The 15,486-nt window shown below is 53.6% G+C and carries 16 protein-coding genes; 6 read left to right on the top strand and 10 right to left on the bottom strand.

The genetic code is table 11. The features are described 5' to 3' along the window. Positions 1-47 precede the first annotated feature (47 nt). The 7 genes from RHI63_RS01515 to RHI63_RS01485 all read right to left on the bottom strand — a co-directional run bounded on the left by RHI63_RS01515 (position 48) and on the right by RHI63_RS01485 (position 3,461). Positions 48-164 carry a photosystem II reaction center protein I gene (locus tag RHI63_RS01515; protein WP_011056917.1) on the bottom strand — a complete coding sequence of 39 codons (117 nt, stop codon included), beginning with the start codon at positions 162-164 and terminating at the stop codon, positions 48-50. A 64-nt stretch (positions 165-228) separates the two neighbouring features. Then, positions 229-702, bottom strand: coding sequence for a Tic20 family protein (locus RHI63_RS01510; RefSeq protein ID WP_206200775.1), 474 nt, complete (start codon positions 700-702; stop codon positions 229-231). A 12-nt stretch (positions 703-714) separates the two neighbouring features. Next, positions 715-1,125, bottom strand: a complete 411-nt coding sequence (locus tag RHI63_RS01505) for a hypothetical protein (RefSeq protein WP_302677109.1) — start codon at positions 1,123-1,125, stop codon at positions 715-717. A gap of 46 nt (positions 1,126-1,171) precedes the next feature. Then, positions 1,172-1,768: an ATP-dependent Clp protease proteolytic subunit gene (locus RHI63_RS01500; protein ID WP_225901614.1), complete on the bottom strand. Its 597-nt coding sequence runs from the start codon at positions 1,766-1,768 to the stop codon at positions 1,172-1,174. Positions 1,769-1,860: 92 nt separating this feature from the next. After that, the gene (gene egtD, locus RHI63_RS01495) at positions 1,861-2,832 is read right to left on the bottom strand and encodes an L-histidine N(alpha)-methyltransferase (protein WP_206200773.1); all 972 of its coding nucleotides are present in this window, start codon (positions 2,830-2,832) and stop codon (positions 1,861-1,863) included. Positions 2,833-2,861: 29 nt separating this feature from the next. Further along, the gene (locus RHI63_RS01490; RefSeq protein WP_206200772.1) at positions 2,862-3,020 is read right to left on the bottom strand and encodes a hypothetical protein; all 159 of its coding nucleotides are present in this window, start codon (positions 3,018-3,020) and stop codon (positions 2,862-2,864) included. A 264-nt stretch (positions 3,021-3,284) separates the two neighbouring features. Continuing rightward, the gene (locus RHI63_RS01485) at positions 3,285-3,461 is read right to left on the bottom strand and encodes a transposase family protein (RefSeq protein ID WP_225901682.1); all 177 of its coding nucleotides are present in this window, start codon (positions 3,459-3,461) and stop codon (positions 3,285-3,287) included. Between the two features lie 185 nt (positions 3,462-3,646). On the opposite strand from RHI63_RS01485, the gene rpsD reads away from it, so the two are divergent. Genes rpsD through RHI63_RS01470 form a run of 3 tightly spaced genes read left to right on the top strand, consistent with a single transcriptional unit; the run spans position 3,647 to position 5,647 of the window. Then, on the top strand, positions 3,647-4,255 hold the full coding sequence (gene rpsD, locus RHI63_RS01480) for a 30S ribosomal protein S4 (RefSeq protein ID WP_181495092.1): 609 nt from the start codon (positions 3,647-3,649) through the stop codon (positions 4,253-4,255). Between the two features lie 18 nt (positions 4,256-4,273). Next, positions 4,274-5,368: a peptide chain release factor 1 gene (gene prfA, locus RHI63_RS01475; protein WP_206200770.1), complete on the top strand. Its 1,095-nt coding sequence runs from the start codon at positions 4,274-4,276 to the stop codon at positions 5,366-5,368. 9 nt (positions 5,369-5,377) lie between these two features. Continuing rightward, positions 5,378-5,647, top strand: coding sequence for a YciI family protein (locus RHI63_RS01470; protein ID WP_302677106.1), 270 nt, complete (start codon positions 5,378-5,380; stop codon positions 5,645-5,647). 25 nt (positions 5,648-5,672) lie between these two features. Here RHI63_RS01470 and chlP read toward each other — a convergent pair whose 3' ends face one another. After that, positions 5,673-6,881, bottom strand: coding sequence for a geranylgeranyl reductase (gene chlP / locus RHI63_RS01465; RefSeq protein ID WP_206200768.1), 1,209 nt, complete (start codon positions 6,879-6,881; stop codon positions 5,673-5,675). 282 nt (positions 6,882-7,163) lie between these two features. On the opposite strand from chlP, the gene gpmI reads away from it, so the two are divergent. Together gpmI and RHI63_RS01455 are read left to right on the top strand one after the other, a co-directional pair. Then, entirely contained in the window at positions 7,164-8,759 is a 1,596-nt protein-coding gene (gene gpmI, locus RHI63_RS01460; RefSeq protein WP_310821753.1) for a 2,3-bisphosphoglycerate-independent phosphoglycerate mutase, read from the top strand. Positions 8,760-8,835: 76 nt separating this feature from the next. Further along, entirely contained in the window at positions 8,836-10,647 is a 1,812-nt protein-coding gene (locus RHI63_RS01455) for an ABC transporter ATP-binding protein (RefSeq protein ID WP_310437919.1), read from the top strand. On the opposite strand, the gene RHI63_RS01450 is transcribed toward RHI63_RS01455, so the two are convergent. Together RHI63_RS01450 and RHI63_RS01445 are read right to left on the bottom strand one after the other, a co-directional pair. Next, the gene (locus RHI63_RS01450; protein ID WP_206200765.1) at positions 10,644-13,124 is read right to left on the bottom strand and encodes an HAD-IC family P-type ATPase; all 2,481 of its coding nucleotides are present in this window, start codon (positions 13,122-13,124) and stop codon (positions 10,644-10,646) included. The genes RHI63_RS01455 and RHI63_RS01450 overlap by 4 nt on opposite strands. Before the next feature lie 3 nt (positions 13,125-13,127). Next, entirely contained in the window at positions 13,128-13,559 is a 432-nt protein-coding gene (locus RHI63_RS01445) for a universal stress protein (protein WP_310743271.1), read from the bottom strand. Positions 13,560-14,322: 763 nt separating this feature from the next. On the opposite strand from RHI63_RS01445, the gene RHI63_RS01440 reads away from it, so the two are divergent. Then, on the top strand, positions 14,323-15,477 hold the full coding sequence (locus RHI63_RS01440) for a Re/Si-specific NAD(P)(+) transhydrogenase subunit alpha (RefSeq protein ID WP_310821752.1): 1,155 nt from the start codon (positions 14,323-14,325) through the stop codon (positions 15,475-15,477). The last annotated feature ends 9 nt before the right edge of the window (positions 15,478-15,486 follow it).

Genomic DNA, 15,486 nt, shown 5'->3' with positions numbered 1-15,486 from the left:
ACCACTGCCTAGTTACGTTACCCGATGCCCACCCCCTTTGGCGAGGATTACTCGAGATCCTTACGCTTGGGGTTACGAGCTGGGTCACCCGAAAGGAACCCGAAAACAAAGAGCAGGACAAAGAAGGTCACAACGATATAAACGGTAATTTTGAGTGTTTCCATGATGTTGTCGTTTTTCGTAGCGTCACCTTCTGATCATACGGGATGAGGGACTCCCTCGCATCCCCTAAAACACTTGGCTTTTTGTGGCATCCGACAGCGTGGGAATTTCGGCATAGATGCCGCGTACAGACTGCACCACCGCATAGACGACGCCAATCACCGTGGCAATAAAGACAAAGTTGAAGAGCACTTTAATCAGCAGGTCAAAACTAGCAACGCGGATCAGCAGTTGTACCAGTAGTTGGACAATAAACAGCACAATCCCCATCAACAGTGCCTGCATCGTGTTATAGCGAATAAAAAGGCTGATACGACTGTTGCGCACCACCAGCAGGTACAACAGCATAAAAACGATTAGGCCAGCAAAGGGAATGGAGTAGATCAAGGCTACCGGTAAAACCACTAACACCAGTGCTTGCAGTGGTGGAAACAAATCAAACAAAAAGCCACCAAAGGGCATGACGTAGAAGAGCGGCAGCAGATACGCTAAGCTGGCAAAGATACGATCTAACGCAGTGGTTGTGGCACGCCAAGTCATGGGTTGCTCCTTTTAGGGGTTGGAGGGGGATTGACTCATGGCCTTCAGCAGTAGATCCGCCGAAATCATGTTGCATTCCACAACTTTACTGACCAGCGGTGGCCCCACTCGCGAGACAATGATCCCTTGCAGCTCCGGATTATTTCTGACTGACAGGATAGCAGCACCGATGATGGAACCGGAATCGGGAGCTGGGTTAGTACCATTGGTGGGTAGCATTTTGAGCAACTGGGCGATATCTGTACAACTTGCCCGTGACACATATTTTGCCAAGGAATCACTCAGCTGCTCAACCATGGTCTTCATCATTTCCGGAGGCAACGGGCTGGCGCCTTGGGCACGCGCTGGTTGACCTACTCCTAGGACAAGGATGCCACCTATCACAAGGGGAATGCCGATAGCCGACTTGAGCAATTGCAACATGTTCAACCTCATGTTCATTTGAACTCTCAGCCAATGTGCCAGCAAACTAGCTGTGACGCTCCTCAATCACCCGATCAATCAAGCCGTAGTTTTTTGCCTCTTCGGCGGACATGAAGAAGTCACGATCCATATCCCGCTCAATTTTTTCGAGGGGCTGGCCGGTATGGTGGGCGTATAGCTCATTGAGTTGTCGCCGTACCCGTAAAATTTCGCGAGCTTCGATCTCAATATCCGTTGCTTGGCCACGGGTACCACCAGAGGGCTGGTGAATCATGATGCGGGAGTGGGGTAATGCCAACCGTTTGCCTTTGGTACCGGCTGCAAGGAGGAAAGACCCCATCGAGGCAGCCAGACCCACACAAATGGTGACGACATCGGATTTAATATGTTGCATCGTGTCATAGATTGCCATGCCAGCGGTGACGGAGCCACCGGGGGAGTTGATGTAGAGCATGATGTCTTTGCCCGGATCTTCGGAGTCAAGGTAGAGCATCACCGCCACAATTTGGTTGGCAATCTCATCATCGACTTCTTTACCAAGGAAAATAATCCGCTCGCGATAGAGACGGTTGTAGATGTCAATCCACTGGGTGTAGGGTTCACCGGGCATCCGGTAGGGGACTTTGGGTACTCCGATGGGCATAGAATCCTTCCACGCTGAGCTATCAATGCCGCAACCTGAGCCATGAAGGCGGCTTTTCTCCCTGATTCTAACCTATTCCAAAGGCCTTCGCTCTAAACCTGGCAGAGGCAGAGGGCAAACCACTGCTGAGGGTCGGTAAAGGCCTTGATCCATCGAAATCCAGCAGCCGTTAATGCCGCCTTGAGGGCAGCAAGATCAAACTTGCGGGAAATTTCGGTGAGAATCGGTTCACCCACAGTAAAAGTGCACTGAAAATCAAGGGCAGCCAAGGTAACGGTTTGCCGCTGCTGTGAATCGAGATACATTTCAATTTGCTGGGCAATCGGGTTATAGATGGCGCGATGGGCAAAGGCTGCGGGCTGAAAATTTCCTTGAAAGCGCCAGTTGAGGTGATGGAGGAGATTGCGGTTAAAGGCAGCCGTCACCCCTTGGGCATCGTTGTAAGCAGGGAGCAAAATACTCGTGTCTTTGATCAGATCCACGCCCAGCAGGAAATAGTCCCCGTCCCTAAGAACCCGATGAATCTGTTGAAAAAGGGTCTGGCATTCGCTGGGGGAGAGGTTGCCAATGGTGCTACCGAGAAAGCAGAGCAAGCGCCGAGGTGCCAAGGGGGGCGGTAGGTGCTCTAATCCCACTTGATAGGTACCGACAAGACCATGAATACTGAGCTGCGGATAGTCGGCAAGAAGAGCCATGGCACTGGTTTTGAGGATCGAGCCACTGACATCAATGGGACGATAGTACAGCCGAGGTTGTATGTGGGCATAGGCCGATAGGAGAAGGCGAATCTTGCGATCGCTGCCACTGCCCAGTTCCACCAGTTCACAGGCGCCCGTGAGTTGGGCGATCGCCCCGGCGGCGGTCTCTAAAATGCCCAATTCTGTACGGGTGGGGTAGTATTCCGGCAGCTCACAGATTTGCTCAAAGAGGCGTGATCCCGCAGCATCGTAGAAGTAGTAGGAGGGAAGAGACTTGGGTTGCTGAGTCAGACCTCGGATAACATCTTGGCCGTCCCGTTCTGTGGCGAGACTGGGTAAGTGGGTCAGGTGCAGGCGATCGCTCACAGGGAAAGCGGCTCCAGAATGTGCAAACCTTAAGATATTCTAGCCTTTAGCTGCTGCTCCAAACGCCGTCCCCACCACGCGATCGGCAAACTCATTAGCAGGTAGAGAATTAAGGCCAGCGCATACAGAGGAAATGGCTGGCTACTGTTGCGAATCACCCACACCCGCATCACTGAGGTTAAGTCCACGCCGGCAATCACACTGACAATAGTAAATGAGTGTATTTAGTGCTCCCCGCAAAAAGGCCGGCAGGGCAGCTTGGATCAGTTCCATCGAAGAGATTGGGTTACACCTGTTGCTCTAACTTAATGAGGGGTTCAGGGAGCTATCAGTCCCGCGCTCTACCTAAAAGGTGAGCTACATGGACTCCCCGCACTTATCGATTCGCCACCGCGACGCGGAAGCCAGCTACGATGGGGACGAGATTAAGTCTTTATCGTACACTTCGTACACTACAGTCCAGTCATGTAGTCCTCAATCGCCACCCACACCTCTGCACCACAGAGGACGGCACAGATGGTCAGACCAATGATGTCAAGGAGTTGATGCTCTAGCAAGTGTTCTGCGCGGGGGTCTTCTAGGGTTTTGACGTGGTCGAGCAGACGGGCAGAGGGTTGGCATGGTGGCATTCCCACAAACGATTGGCTTACTTTTCTACTATGCGTTTGCCCTAGAAATCCTCGTCCTAGGGTTGCGATCGCGCCCATCCCCTTGATATACTAGGCAAGCTGATTAAGTTGCCCTCGGCAGATCAGTGTATTTTTTGCACATTTTTGGTTGGACACCATCATCACTGTAGGTTGGGTATAGTTGCATGGCTCGATATCGTGGCCCTCGTTTGAGAATTGTCCGTCGTCTGGGTGAACTGGCTGGTCTCACCCGCAAAGCCCCCAAGCGGAGCTATCCCCCCGGTCAACACGGCCAAGCCCGCAAAAAGCGTTCGGAATATGCCCTGCGCCTTGACGAAAAGCAAAAACTGCGCTTCAACTACGGGGTCTCGGAGCGGCAACTTGTACGCTATGTGCGCAAAGCCCGTCGGGTCAGTGGTTCCACGGGGCAAACCCTTCTACAGTTGTTGGAAATGCGGCTGGATAACACTGTTTTCCGCCTTGGGATGGCACCAACGATTCCAGCAGCCCGCCAACTGGTGAATCATGGCCATATTCTGGTCAATGGCCGCAGTGTATCTATTCCCAGCTATCAGTGCCGTCCGGGGGACGTGATTACCGTCCGCGATAATGAGCGATCGCGCCGCTTGGTGGAAACCAACCTTCAAAATCCCGGTCTTGCCAATCTTCCCAGCCACTTGGAACTGGATAAAAGCACCCTCACCGGCAGAGTCACTGGTATTGTCGAACGGCAATGGGTTGCTCTCCAAGTCAATGAACTCCTCGTGGTTGAGTACTACTCCCGCAAAGTCTAGAGTATCGCCGCCCTTCCTATGGCAGAAGCCTATCTTCTGGAAAAACTTCGCACTGTCGAGCAAACCTTTACAGAACTTACCCGTCGCTTGGCGGATCCCGATGTGGCGGTCAACCCAACCGAATTTCAGAAGGTGGCTCGCTCCCGTGCTGCCCTAGAGGAGACGGTGAACGCCTATCACGAATGGCAGTCCCTCAATCAGCAACTGGTGGATGCCCGCCAACTGCTTAAAGAAGCAGTCAATGAACCCGAGCTACGCCAGATGGCTGAAGAAGAAGTCGCGGATCTCAGCCGCCGCATTACCGAACTGGAGGAACGCCTAAAAATTCTGCTGCTGCCCCGTGACCCCAATGATGATAAAAACATCATGCTCGAAATTCGAGCGGGTGCTGGGGGCGATGAAGCGGGAATTTGGGCAGGGGATTTAGTGCGAATGTACTCCCGCTACGCCAAAAGCCAAGGCTGGCAGGTGAGCTTAGTCAGTGAATCCCTTGCAGAAATGGGGGGCTTCAAGGAAGCCATCCTCGAAATCAAAGGCGATCGCGTCTATAGCAAGCTGAAGTTTGAATCCGGTGTCCATCGCGTGCAGCGGGTGCCTGTCACCGAAGCGGGGGGCCGAGTTCACACCTCTACGGCCACCGTGGCGGTAATGCCCGAAGTGGATGAAGTGGAAGTAGAAATTGATCCCAAGGATATTGAACTCACCACAGCGCGATCCGGAGGTGCTGGTGGCCAAAACGTCAACAAAGTAGAAACAGCCGTTGACCTCTTCCACAAGCCGACGGGTATTCGCATCTTCTGCACCGAAGAGCGTAGCCAACTGAAAAACAAGGAGCGCGCGTTCCAAATCCTACGGGCAAAACTCTACGAAATGAAGCTGCGGGAACAGCAGGAAGCCATTACCTCAATGCGTCGCTCCCAAGTGGGTACGGGCGATCGCTCCGAAAAAATTCGCACCTACAACTACAAAGACGATCGCGTCACCGACCACCGTTTGGGACAGAACTTTAGCCTCAGCAGTGTCCTAGAAGGAGATCTAGAACCCATTATTCAAGCCTGCATCAGCCGTGATCAGCAGGAACAACTGGCACAACTGGCTGCCGAACAAGCCTAGGAGGATCAAATGACCAAATTTGTGGCTTGGGGACGCTACTGTGAGGATGTCCTCGAACGGCGTGCCCCCCATCGCCAAGCACACCTCGACGGCCTTGCGGCTCAAAAAGCCCAAGGGGTGCTCATCACCATTGGTCCTACGAAAGACCTGCGCTACTTTTTTGCCATTTACGCGGCGGATAGCGAAGAGACCGTGCGCCAATTGATTGAAAACGACCCCTACTGGCAGCATCAGGTGTGGATAGAGTACAGCATTCATGAGTGGATCCAAGCCCTCTAGGGGCGAGGGCGGATCCGCAACTCACTTAGGGCGCAAGGGCATTGCCCCGCATCAGGCTACCAATCGTTTTTGCCGTAATTTTCAACTGCACTAAGGGATTAGCCGGCACCACCGTCTTGTAGAGGTAGCTATCGAAGGTGAGCTTCTGTACATCAATATCGCTACACATCTCCACAAAAGCCTCACGGGTGGCATCGGAGCGATAAAAGACCCGTTGCAGCAGATCTAACACTAGGTACGTCATGCCGTAGGCTTTGTCCCAGCGCTTCAGGTAGAGCTTGAGATCTGCTTCGGTGGGGATACGGCGACCGCTGTTGGAGGTCTCGACAATGGTTTCAGCGCACATGCGGGCTGACTTGGCGGCAAAGTAAATGCCTTCCCCAGAAGACTTGGTGACCGTACCGGCTGCATCTCCCACCAAAGCCACGCGACCGACCACCCGTCGCGGCCGCGGATGCTCAGGAATGGGGTGAGCCTCCACTTTAATAATTTGCCCCCCTTCCAGTTTGGCAGCAGCACGGGCGCGGATTCCCGCTTGCAACTCCCGAATGCGATCTTTGTTAATCTTCATGGTGCCGGTGCCCACGGCCACATGGTCATATTTCGGGAAAACCCATGCATAGAAGTCTGGGGACACGTCATCCCCCACGTACATTTCTGCCAACTCGTTGTAGTAGGTCATTTTGTCCTCAGGCAGGCGGATGCGCTCCTGATAGGCAATGGCGTAGTTGTAATCGCCGGCATCAATTTCCTTGGCAATGCGGGAATTTGCCCCATCGGCACCAATCACCACATCCACTTCAAGGGTCTGAGCTGTGCCATCCTCTTGGACATAGTGGAGGGTGTAGGGCTGATCGCTGGTGGCGGGCTGCTCCAGCTTAAAGACGGTGCCATTGATCAAGTTGGCGCCCAAATCCGCCGCCCGATTGCGCATAAAGCTATCGAGGACTTCGCGGCGACACATACCGATATACTCGTGGTCTTTGAGGGTATGGCCAATGTTCACCTCGATATTGGAGGGGGAAATCATCTTCATTTTGCGCACGCGGCGGTCAATGATTTCCGGCGGCAAGTCAAATTCACTGACCATGCACAGGGGGATCGCACCGCCACAGGGCTTGGCATTGTCTAATTTACGTTCAAAGAGATAGGTCTGGATTCCGGCTTTGGCTAAGGTTTCGGCGGCTGAGGAACCCGCTGGACCACCACCGACCACTGCTACCCGAAGTGACAACGGACGACTCCCAATTTTGGCTAACAAACAACAGTTTGGATACTATCACGGCAATTTTTTGTCTTCAAGGATTTAATCCCGAAAAGCCGCATCTGTAACAGTTTTCAACATTTGGCCATCGTTGATCCGTTAGGATAGATCTATCTATGGATTCAGAATTGATCCAGCGTGCGGACTGTAGCAGAAGCTACCCAATTTGTCTCTCGCGGTGGAGAATGGTATCATTTGCGAGGTTGTACAATTTACACCATTTCCCAGAGAAGTTTAAGGTAGGGCATTCACATGGCATCGTCTCCTGTTGCGCCCGTTGTTTTGATGATTTTGGATGGCTGGGGCTATCGCGAAGAGACCTACGGTAATGCGATCGCCCTTGCTCATACGCCAGTGATGGATAGTTTGTGGCAAGTCTACCCCCACACGTTGATTGATACCTCTGGGAAGGCGGTGGGACTCCCCAAAGGTCAAATGGGTAACTCCGAGGTGGGGCATTTAAATATCGGTGCTGGGCGCATTGTGCCCCAAGAGTTGGTGCGCATTTCCGATGCCGTTGAAGATGGTAGCCTCTTTAGCAATCCCGTCCTTGTGAAGCTCTGCCAAACTGTGAAGGAGCGCAAGGGCAAGCTGCATTTTATCGGTCTGTGTTCTGCAGGCGGGGTGCATTCCCACATTGATCACCTCTACGGCTTGGTGGAACTGGCCAAGCGCTATGAGTTACCGGCCTGTATTCATGCCATTACCGATGGTCGCGATACACCCCCCCGCGATGCCGCAGGTGTCCTTGAGGAATTGGAGCAACGCCTGAAAACCATTGGCTGCGGACGAATTGTGACGGTGAGTGGTCGCTACTATGCCATGGATCGCGATCGCCGTTGGGATCGTACCGAGGCAGCCTACCGCGTCATGACCAGCAATGAAAATATTCAACCCCTGCAGGCGGTGGATGTCGCCAGTAAGTCCTATGCCCAAGATATTGGCGATGAATTTATTGTCCCCACGCGCATTGCTGAAGGAGCCGTTGAACCCGGCGATGGCGTGGTGTTCTTTAATTTCCGTCCCGATCGCGCCCGCCAGCTCACCCAAGCCTTTATTGACCCTGACTTTAGTGGCTTTGAGCGGACGCTAATTACGCCCTTGGAATACGTGACCTTCACCCAATACGATGCCAACTTTAACTGTGGTGTCGCCTTCCCGCCCCAAAACCTCAATCATATCCTTGGGGAAGTGATTGCCGAGCATGGCCTGAAGCAATTGCGGGCAGCGGAAACAGAAAAATATGCCCACGTCACCTATTTCTTCAATGGCGGCCTTGAGGAACCCTTCCCCGGCGAAGATCGCATTCTCATCCCCAGTCCAATGGTGGCCACCTACGATCAAGCGCCAGCCATGTCTGCCCTTGCCGTCACAGAAGCGGTTAAGGAGGCCATTGAGAAACAGGAATATGCCCTAATTGTGGTGAACTTTGCTAACCCCGATATGGTGGGGCACACGGGGCAATTAGTGGCAACAATTCAAGCCATTGAAACCGTGGATCGCTGTGTAGGCGTATTGGTGGAAGCAACAACAAAGGTGGGGGGCACGCTGCTGATTACCGCTGATCATGGCAACGCTGAGTACATGATTGACGAGGACGGTAACCCTTGGACGGCTCACACCACTAACCCCGTTCCCTTCATCTTGGTGGAAGGGGAGAAACGCAAAATCCCCGGCCATGCTACAGATGTGAGCCTGCGAGAGGATGGGTGTCTGGCGGATATTGCGCCAACAATTCTGGAAATTTTGGGGCTGCCTCAACCCCCTGAGATGACCGGGCGATCGCTGATTGCCAGTGCCCCCTATGAAACGCGCCTCAATCGCACCCCAGTCTCTGTGAAGGTCTAAGGGCATTCTCAACCCAAGAGCGACGGCAGAAAATTTTAAGAAATCTTAAAATAGGAACAGTGCTTGTCCTGTTTTTATGGCCACGTTTCGCTCCATTCTGGGTTACTATCGCGCCTATCGGGGGATGGCGATCGCCAGTATGACCGCAGCTAGTCTCTGCGAACTGGTGGATTTGCTCGTGCCCTATGCCATTGGTCAAATTCTCAACCTGCTCTCGCAACAACCCCTCGATCCGCCAGTGGTGGCGATCGCCCATACGCTGCAAACATGGACGGGCTGGAACAATGCCTTTGGCGTCAATCTCACCGTTCTCGGCAGTATTGTCTTTTTGGCCACTGTGGTGCGTGCCCCAATTCAACCGTGGCTGGGGGTATGGTTCCACTGGTGGATTGCCTTGGCTGCCCGCCGCGACCACACTCGCAAAGCCGTCGAGAAAATTCTGACGCTGCCCCTAGAATTCTTTGAGGAAAACAACCCGGGTCGCATTGCCAATCGTGTTAGCAAAGGGATTTCCAACCATACGTGGAGCTATCCCGAAATTGCCGGTCAACTGATTCCCAAACTGGTACGGGTGCTGGGGATTGGCGTGATTGTCTGGTGGCTTGATTGGCCGATCGCCCTTGGGTTGTTGACCTCCTTTACTGTGATTCTGGTGCTGACCCTGCGCACCCTGCGACGGATCATTCAAAAGGAAGAAATTCTCGACAGCCACATCGAAAGCACAGAAAGCCGCACCTCAGAAATCATTACCAATATCAAAACCGTCAAGGCCTTTGCCACGGAAGCCCGTGAACTCGCTCGTCAACAGCAGCGCCTCGATCGTGAGTTCAAGATGGTCATTGACCGCATCCATCGCGGCTATATGCACCTGATTACTTGGCAGGGAACCGTAGTCCAGTTCTGTCTTTTCAGTTTGTTGGGGTTTTCCCTAGCAGCCACAATCGCCGGCCGGGTCTCGATTGGTCACTTTATGACGATTTACACCCTTGCCAGTATGGCCTATGCCGAAATTACCCCCCTCTCGCAGGTGTCGGAGGTGTTTGCCCGCCGCTATGCCTCCATTTTGCGCTTCCATGAATTTATGGAATTGCCCCCCGGTCGCGATGCCATTGATCTGGAGCAACAGGAGATTCCTAGCCTGAAGTTTTCCGGCAAAGTGGATTTTCAGCACGTTTGGTTTAGCTACACGCCGGGGCGTCCCATTCTGCGGGATATTAACTTACTCATTGAACCCTGCCAAACGGTGGCCTTGGTGGGGCGATCGGGTTCCGGGAAATCCACCTTGATCAAGCTGCTCTTTCGCTACTTCCAGCCGGATCAGGGGCAGATTCTCATTGATGGCCAAGATATTCAAACCCTCGATGTCCGCGCCTATCGCCGTCGTTTGGCCATTGTCCACCAAGAGGTGGATGTCTTTAATGGCACCCTCTGGGATAACCTCACCTATGCCAACCCCGAGGTCAGTGCCGACGCCGTCTATGAGGCCTGTGCCATTGCGCGGGTGGATGAATTTGTGCAGCAGTTGCCTTTGGGCTATCGCACAATTGTCGGTGAACGGGGGTTGCGGCTTTCGGGGGGACAGCGGCAGCGCCTAGGGATTGCCCGTGCCCTCTTGGCGGATCCCGATGTGTTGATTTTTGATGAAGCGACCTCAAGTCTGGATTATGAATCGGAGCGGGAAATTCAACTGGCCCTGCGCTCCATTACCGGCACTCGCACAATGATTGTGATTGCCCACCGCCTCAGTACGGTTCGGGATGCCAATCAAATTGTGGTTTTGGATCAAGGGACGATTCGCGAGCAGGGAGACCATGAGACACTCCTCGCCCAAGGGGGGTTGTATGCCCATCTCTACTCGATTCAGCGCGATCGCGCCCCCCATGCCTAACTGAGATCGACACCAAGGAAGCGATCCAAAAGCCGATAGCGCCAAAAAGCCCGCAAGACCACCACCCATAGCAAGACAATCAGCACAATCAATGCCCATAGTGACCACGACAGGGGTTCCAACTCGGCCACTGCCCGTAGGGTCGGCGAGAAGCTGATGATCAGGAAGGCAGCCAGCAGAGCTAAAACCACAGCAACATAACGCCAGTTGCCCACTAAAGGCGAACCGCCAACCCATGTGGGATGGGGAGGTTTGAGAAACAGGACTAAACAAAGGGAGGCCAGCATCAGGGTCGTCACCAAGGCCGTGCGGGCGATCGCCACACTCTGCCCCAGTTCTAAGAGCACCTCGCGGCCATTCAACAGCGTTGGATCAAAGCGTCCTTGGAGCAATTCCACAAGGGGCGTCAGTTCCCGTGCTAACACCCCCAAGTACATGAAAATGGCCAACAGTGCGAGGCTTAGGGTGGCGGGGATGACAAAGTGCAACAATGAACGAATCAGCGATCGATGGGGACGCGGCCCCGGCACTGCCCAAAAAGCCACCGCCAAGGTCGGCAGACCCACTCCCCACAGGGTGAGCAGGCTATTGTGCTTAATCAACAGCGGAAAGGCGCGCCCTGCCATGACAGTGACTAGACAAAGCAAACTAAAGCTAAACACCCGCACCAGAAAGAGCTTCGTGACATCTTGAATGCCGTTGTAGATGCGCTGTCCTTCCCGAAAGGCGGCTGGTAAGGCGGCAAAGGAATCCGCAAGCAATACAATATCAGCCACATTCCGGGTAATGGCACTGCCACTTTCCATAGCAATTCCCACGTTGGCCTGCTTCAGGGACAGCACATCATTGACACCATCGCCAATCATGGCCACCTGATGCCCAAGGGCGCGTAGTCGAGTCACGAGTTTCGCCTTTTGCTCGGGGGTAATGCGACCAAAGACCGTGGCTTTCTCGGCCATTTGATCAAAGCTGGGATCATCCATGGCGGCCAAGTCTGCGCCGGAGATGGCGATCGCCCCATCATCGAGACCCACTTGTTTCGCAAGGGCAACAACGGTTTCCGCGTGGTCGCCGGAGATAATTTTGATTTGAATTCCGGCTTGCTGAAAGCGTTCTAGAACCTCACGGGATTGGGGTCGCAGGCGATCGCCCACCCAAATCACTGCTAAGGGTTCTAGGTCTGGGGGCAAGAGGGCAGTCTCCTGCCGCTCATCCCATTGCGGATCACTGCGACTACGGGCAAAAAGAAGCACTCGCAATCCCTGCTGCCGTCCCCGCTGGAGTAATTCAGTCACCTCAGGGGAGAGGTCTTCAGCCTTGAAGAGAACATCCGGTGCCCCCAAGATAAACGTTTCCGAGTCCTGCCACGCTGCGGCACTCCACTTATAGACCGAGGAAAAGGGAATCTCAAGGCGTAGGGGTTGGGGAGTTCCCTCAAAGGCCTCTGTGAGGGCAACAAGGGTGCGGTTCGGAGCACTAACACTGGCGGTAAACGTGGCGAGAGCCGCTTTTGTCTTTTCCTGTGTCTCGGTGAGGGCGTACCAGCTATGGAGTTCAAGGGCATTGGCTGTAAGGGTTCCTGTTTTATCAAGGCAGAGAATATCGACGCCACTGAGGGACTCAATGGCATTCACCTGCTGCACCAAGACATTGGCACGGGAGATGCGCAATGCCCCCAAGGCATAGGTCAGGGTAATGGTGAGATACAAGCCCACGGGGACAAGACCCGCCACCACTGCCGCCGTTTGCACACTCATTTGTAGGGTGGTCAGGCGTACCAACAGCGAAAGCAACACCAATAGCCACAGGAAAATGGCAAGGGCAAGGATGACGCGAATAATCAGGTTAATTTCCCGTTGCAGGGGGGTCAGTTTGTGGTGGTAAGTTTTGGCGGCAGCAGTTAGTTGATGGGCGGTACTGGCTTCCCCCACCTGTTCGGCGACATAGGCAGCGGCGCCGCGCACACAAAAGCTCCCAGAGTACAGGCGATCGCCCGCTTGCTTGGAGATGAGATCCGACTCCCCTGTGAGCAAGGACTCATCCACTTGGATCTGTCCATCACCAACGACAGTGCCATCGGCAACGATTTGATCCCCCGGCTCCAAAAGGAGAATATCCCCTTCTACGACTTCTGCCGGATCAATAATGGCCTCTTGGCGATCGCGCAGCACCTTGACACGGGGACGGGTGAGGAGGCTAATTTCATCCAACTGCCGTTTGGCGCGAATTTCTTGCAGGATGCTAATGATGGCATTGAGAAACACCACCACGATGATGGCGGCCACATCTCCCGGACGACCTAAAAAGAGCAAAATGACGCTAATAAAAGCAAAAACCCCATTGATAAACGTGAAGAGGTTTTCCCGCAAAATGTCGCCATAGGTGCGATTGCTTTCACTCGCTTGACGGTTAATGCGACCTCTGGCTTGCCGCTCCGCCACTTCCGCCGCTGTCAGACCCGTCAATGGTGCTGTCATACCCTAAGTTTCCGCTGATTTAACCACAAACACCGAACAGGGGGCATCCGCCACAACGGCGCCACTTACTGAGCCTTGCACAACCCGCTCAACCCCCGTGAGGCCGCGACTCCCCAGCACAATCAGGTCTGCCCCATAGATATTGGCCAAGCGTAAAATTTCCTCGACGGGGTCACCGGTAACAATTTCAATTTCCGAGTCACAGGGGAGGTGGCTTTGGAACTGTTGTAAATGCTGTTCAATACTGCGGTAGGTGCCCATTTGCGGATGCAACGAGGGGCGATCGGCACTGACGCCAAAACCCGCCTCTGCCGGTGAGATCACATGACTGAGAATCACTTGGGCATCTGGGTCAAGATTTAACTGGGTCACCGCTGCCATCACCCGTGCCGATAGCTCACTGGTATCGAGGGCCACTAAAATTGTTTTGAACATGCCTGTGACTCTGTACTTGCAATCTCCTAGTCTGCCACAAGAGCGCAAGTAGCGGTCAAACTGCCCTTCTGGATAGCTATTCGCAATGATTATTAACCACACCTATCGGTTTATTTTCCTGAAAACTCGTAAAACTGCTGGCACCAGTAATTGCCCTCTCCCAGTTTTGTGGTAGTCAGGATGTCATCACACCGATTCGCTGGCAGGATGAGCGCATCCGTCGTCAATTGGGTTATCCAGAGCCTCGCAATTTTCGTGCTCCCTTGGTTGACTATCGGTTGTCAGACTGGCTCGCTCTCTTTTATCAGGGGTCTAAGCGCAAGTGTAACAATCACTTCACGGCTGCCGAAGTTAACAACGCGATTAATCCCGACATTTGGCATAACTACTTTAAGTTTTGCTTTGAACGTAATCCCTTTGATAAGGCAATTAGTCGCTATTACTAGGAAATTCCATCGGCAACCCCAAATGAGGTATAGCTCCTTTGAGCATACAAAAGGATGACGAGGGGAAATTAAGTAAAAGTACTCAATGATAATGTCAACATTTGTTACAAACGTTACTGGGGATCATAAGACTTGTGGAGAATCCCCATCAAATGCTGACATTTCCTCGCATTCCTAAGGGGATCGCAGTAGCTTGAGTATCAGTACAGGACAGCAGGTGAATGTGTTGTGACGGTGTCGGGCGGTTATAAAAATGCCTGGATGAGTACACCAAGGAATTGTTCTGTCAAGACTGCAAACCCTATCCAAGAGTGCCTATGAAAGTTGGGGTCGTTAAGGAACGCGAAGTGGGTGAACAACGGGTTGCCCTGATTCCCGAAGTCGTTGCCAAGCTGGTGCAGCAGGGGTATCACCTCTGTGTGGAGTCTGGTGCAGGGGATATGGCTCACTTCAGCGATGATGACTACCGTGCAGCAGGTGCGGAAATTGGTTACTCCATTGAAGAGGTCTGGGGCGGTGTGGATGTGCTGCTCAAAGTGGCGCCGCTGCGCGATCGCGAGGTGGAGTGGATTCGACCCGGCACCACCTTAATTAGTTTTCTCAATCCCTTGGGCAATCCATGGCAGATGCAACACTTGGCAGAGCGGCAGATTACTGCCTTTGCCCTCGAGTGTATTCCCCGCACGAGTCGCGCCCAGAGTATGGATGCTTTGTCTTCCCAAGCAGCAGTGGCAGGGTATGCGGCGGTGTTATTGGCCGCTTCCCATTTGCCGCGCTTTTTCCCGATGTTGACGACGGCAGCGGGTACGATTCCCCCCGCCAAGGTGTTTGTGATTGGGGCAGGGGTGGCTGGCTTGCAGGCGATCGCCACCGCGCGGCGTTTGGGAGCCGTGGTTGAAGCCTTTGATATTCGCCCAGCGGTCAAGGAGGAAGTACAAAGCCTCGGTGCCAAATTTGTCGAAGTTAACCTTGAGGAGGATACGGTTGCTGCCGGCGGCTATGCCAAAGAGGTTTCTGAGGCGGCGAAGCACAAAACCCAAGAGGCGATCGCTGCCCATGTCCACAGTGCCGATGTGGTCATTACCACTGCTCAAATTCCCGGCAAGCCTGCCCCTCTTTTGGTGACAGAACGGATGGTGGCCAGCATGAAACCGGGTTCGGTGATTGTGGATTTAGCCGCTGAGCAGGGGGGCAACTGTGCCTGCACAGAACCGGGGCGCTCTATTTGTCATCAGCGGGTCACCATTATTGGCCCAATTAATCTGCCCTCGACAATGGCGGTGCATGCCAGTCAAATGTATGCCAAAAACATTTCGACCCTTCTGAAGTACCTCACCCCCCAAGGGGAATTGGTCTTGAACTTTGGCGATGACATTGTTGATGCCGCCTGTGTCACCCATGAAGGGCAGGTTCGCAACCCACGGGTACTGCAACTGCTGCATCCTGCCCCAACCTTGGCAACAAGGGTTTAGAGATGTCCC

It is taken from the genome of Thermosynechococcus sp. GLH187 (assembly GCF_031583395.1).
Lineage (GTDB): Bacteria > Cyanobacteriota > Cyanobacteriia > Thermosynechococcales > Thermosynechococcaceae > Thermosynechococcus.
The sequence above is the reverse complement of the archived record's forward strand: the minus strand, read 5'-3'. Positions and strand labels throughout refer to the sequence as shown.

Coding starts and splice junctions, on each gene's coding strand:
- rpsD (WP_181495092.1), top strand. CDS start 3,647: ATGGCTCGATATCGTGGCCCTCGTTTGAGAATTGTCCGTCGTCTGGGT.
- RHI63_RS01510 (WP_206200775.1), bottom strand. CDS start 702: ATGACTTGGCGTGCCACAACCACTGCGTTAGATCGTATCTTTGCCAGC.
- RHI63_RS01440 (WP_310821752.1), top strand. CDS start 14,323: ATGAAAGTTGGGGTCGTTAAGGAACGCGAAGTGGGTGAACAACGGGTT.
- prfA (WP_206200770.1), top strand. CDS start 4,274: ATGGCAGAAGCCTATCTTCTGGAAAAACTTCGCACTGTCGAGCAAACC.
- RHI63_RS01485 (WP_225901682.1), bottom strand. CDS start 3,461: ATGCCACCATGCCAACCCTCTGCCCGTCTGCTCGACCACGTCAAAACC.
- RHI63_RS01515 (WP_011056917.1), bottom strand. CDS start 164: ATGGAAACACTCAAAATTACCGTTTATATCGTTGTGACCTTCTTTGTC.
- RHI63_RS01455 (WP_310437919.1), top strand. CDS start 8,836: ATGGCCACGTTTCGCTCCATTCTGGGTTACTATCGCGCCTATCGGGGG.
- RHI63_RS01470 (WP_302677106.1), top strand. CDS start 5,378: ATGACCAAATTTGTGGCTTGGGGACGCTACTGTGAGGATGTCCTCGAA.
- RHI63_RS01445 (WP_310743271.1), bottom strand. CDS start 13,559: ATGTTCAAAACAATTTTAGTGGCCCTCGATACCAGTGAGCTATCGGCA.
- RHI63_RS01500 (WP_225901614.1), bottom strand. CDS start 1,768: ATGCCCATCGGAGTACCCAAAGTCCCCTACCGGATGCCCGGTGAACCC.
- RHI63_RS01505 (WP_302677109.1), bottom strand. CDS start 1,125: ATGTTGCAATTGCTCAAGTCGGCTATCGGCATTCCCCTTGTGATAGGT.
- gpmI (WP_310821753.1), top strand. CDS start 7,164: ATGGCATCGTCTCCTGTTGCGCCCGTTGTTTTGATGATTTTGGATGGC.
- RHI63_RS01450 (WP_206200765.1), bottom strand. CDS start 13,124: ATGACAGCACCATTGACGGGTCTGACAGCGGCGGAAGTGGCGGAGCGG.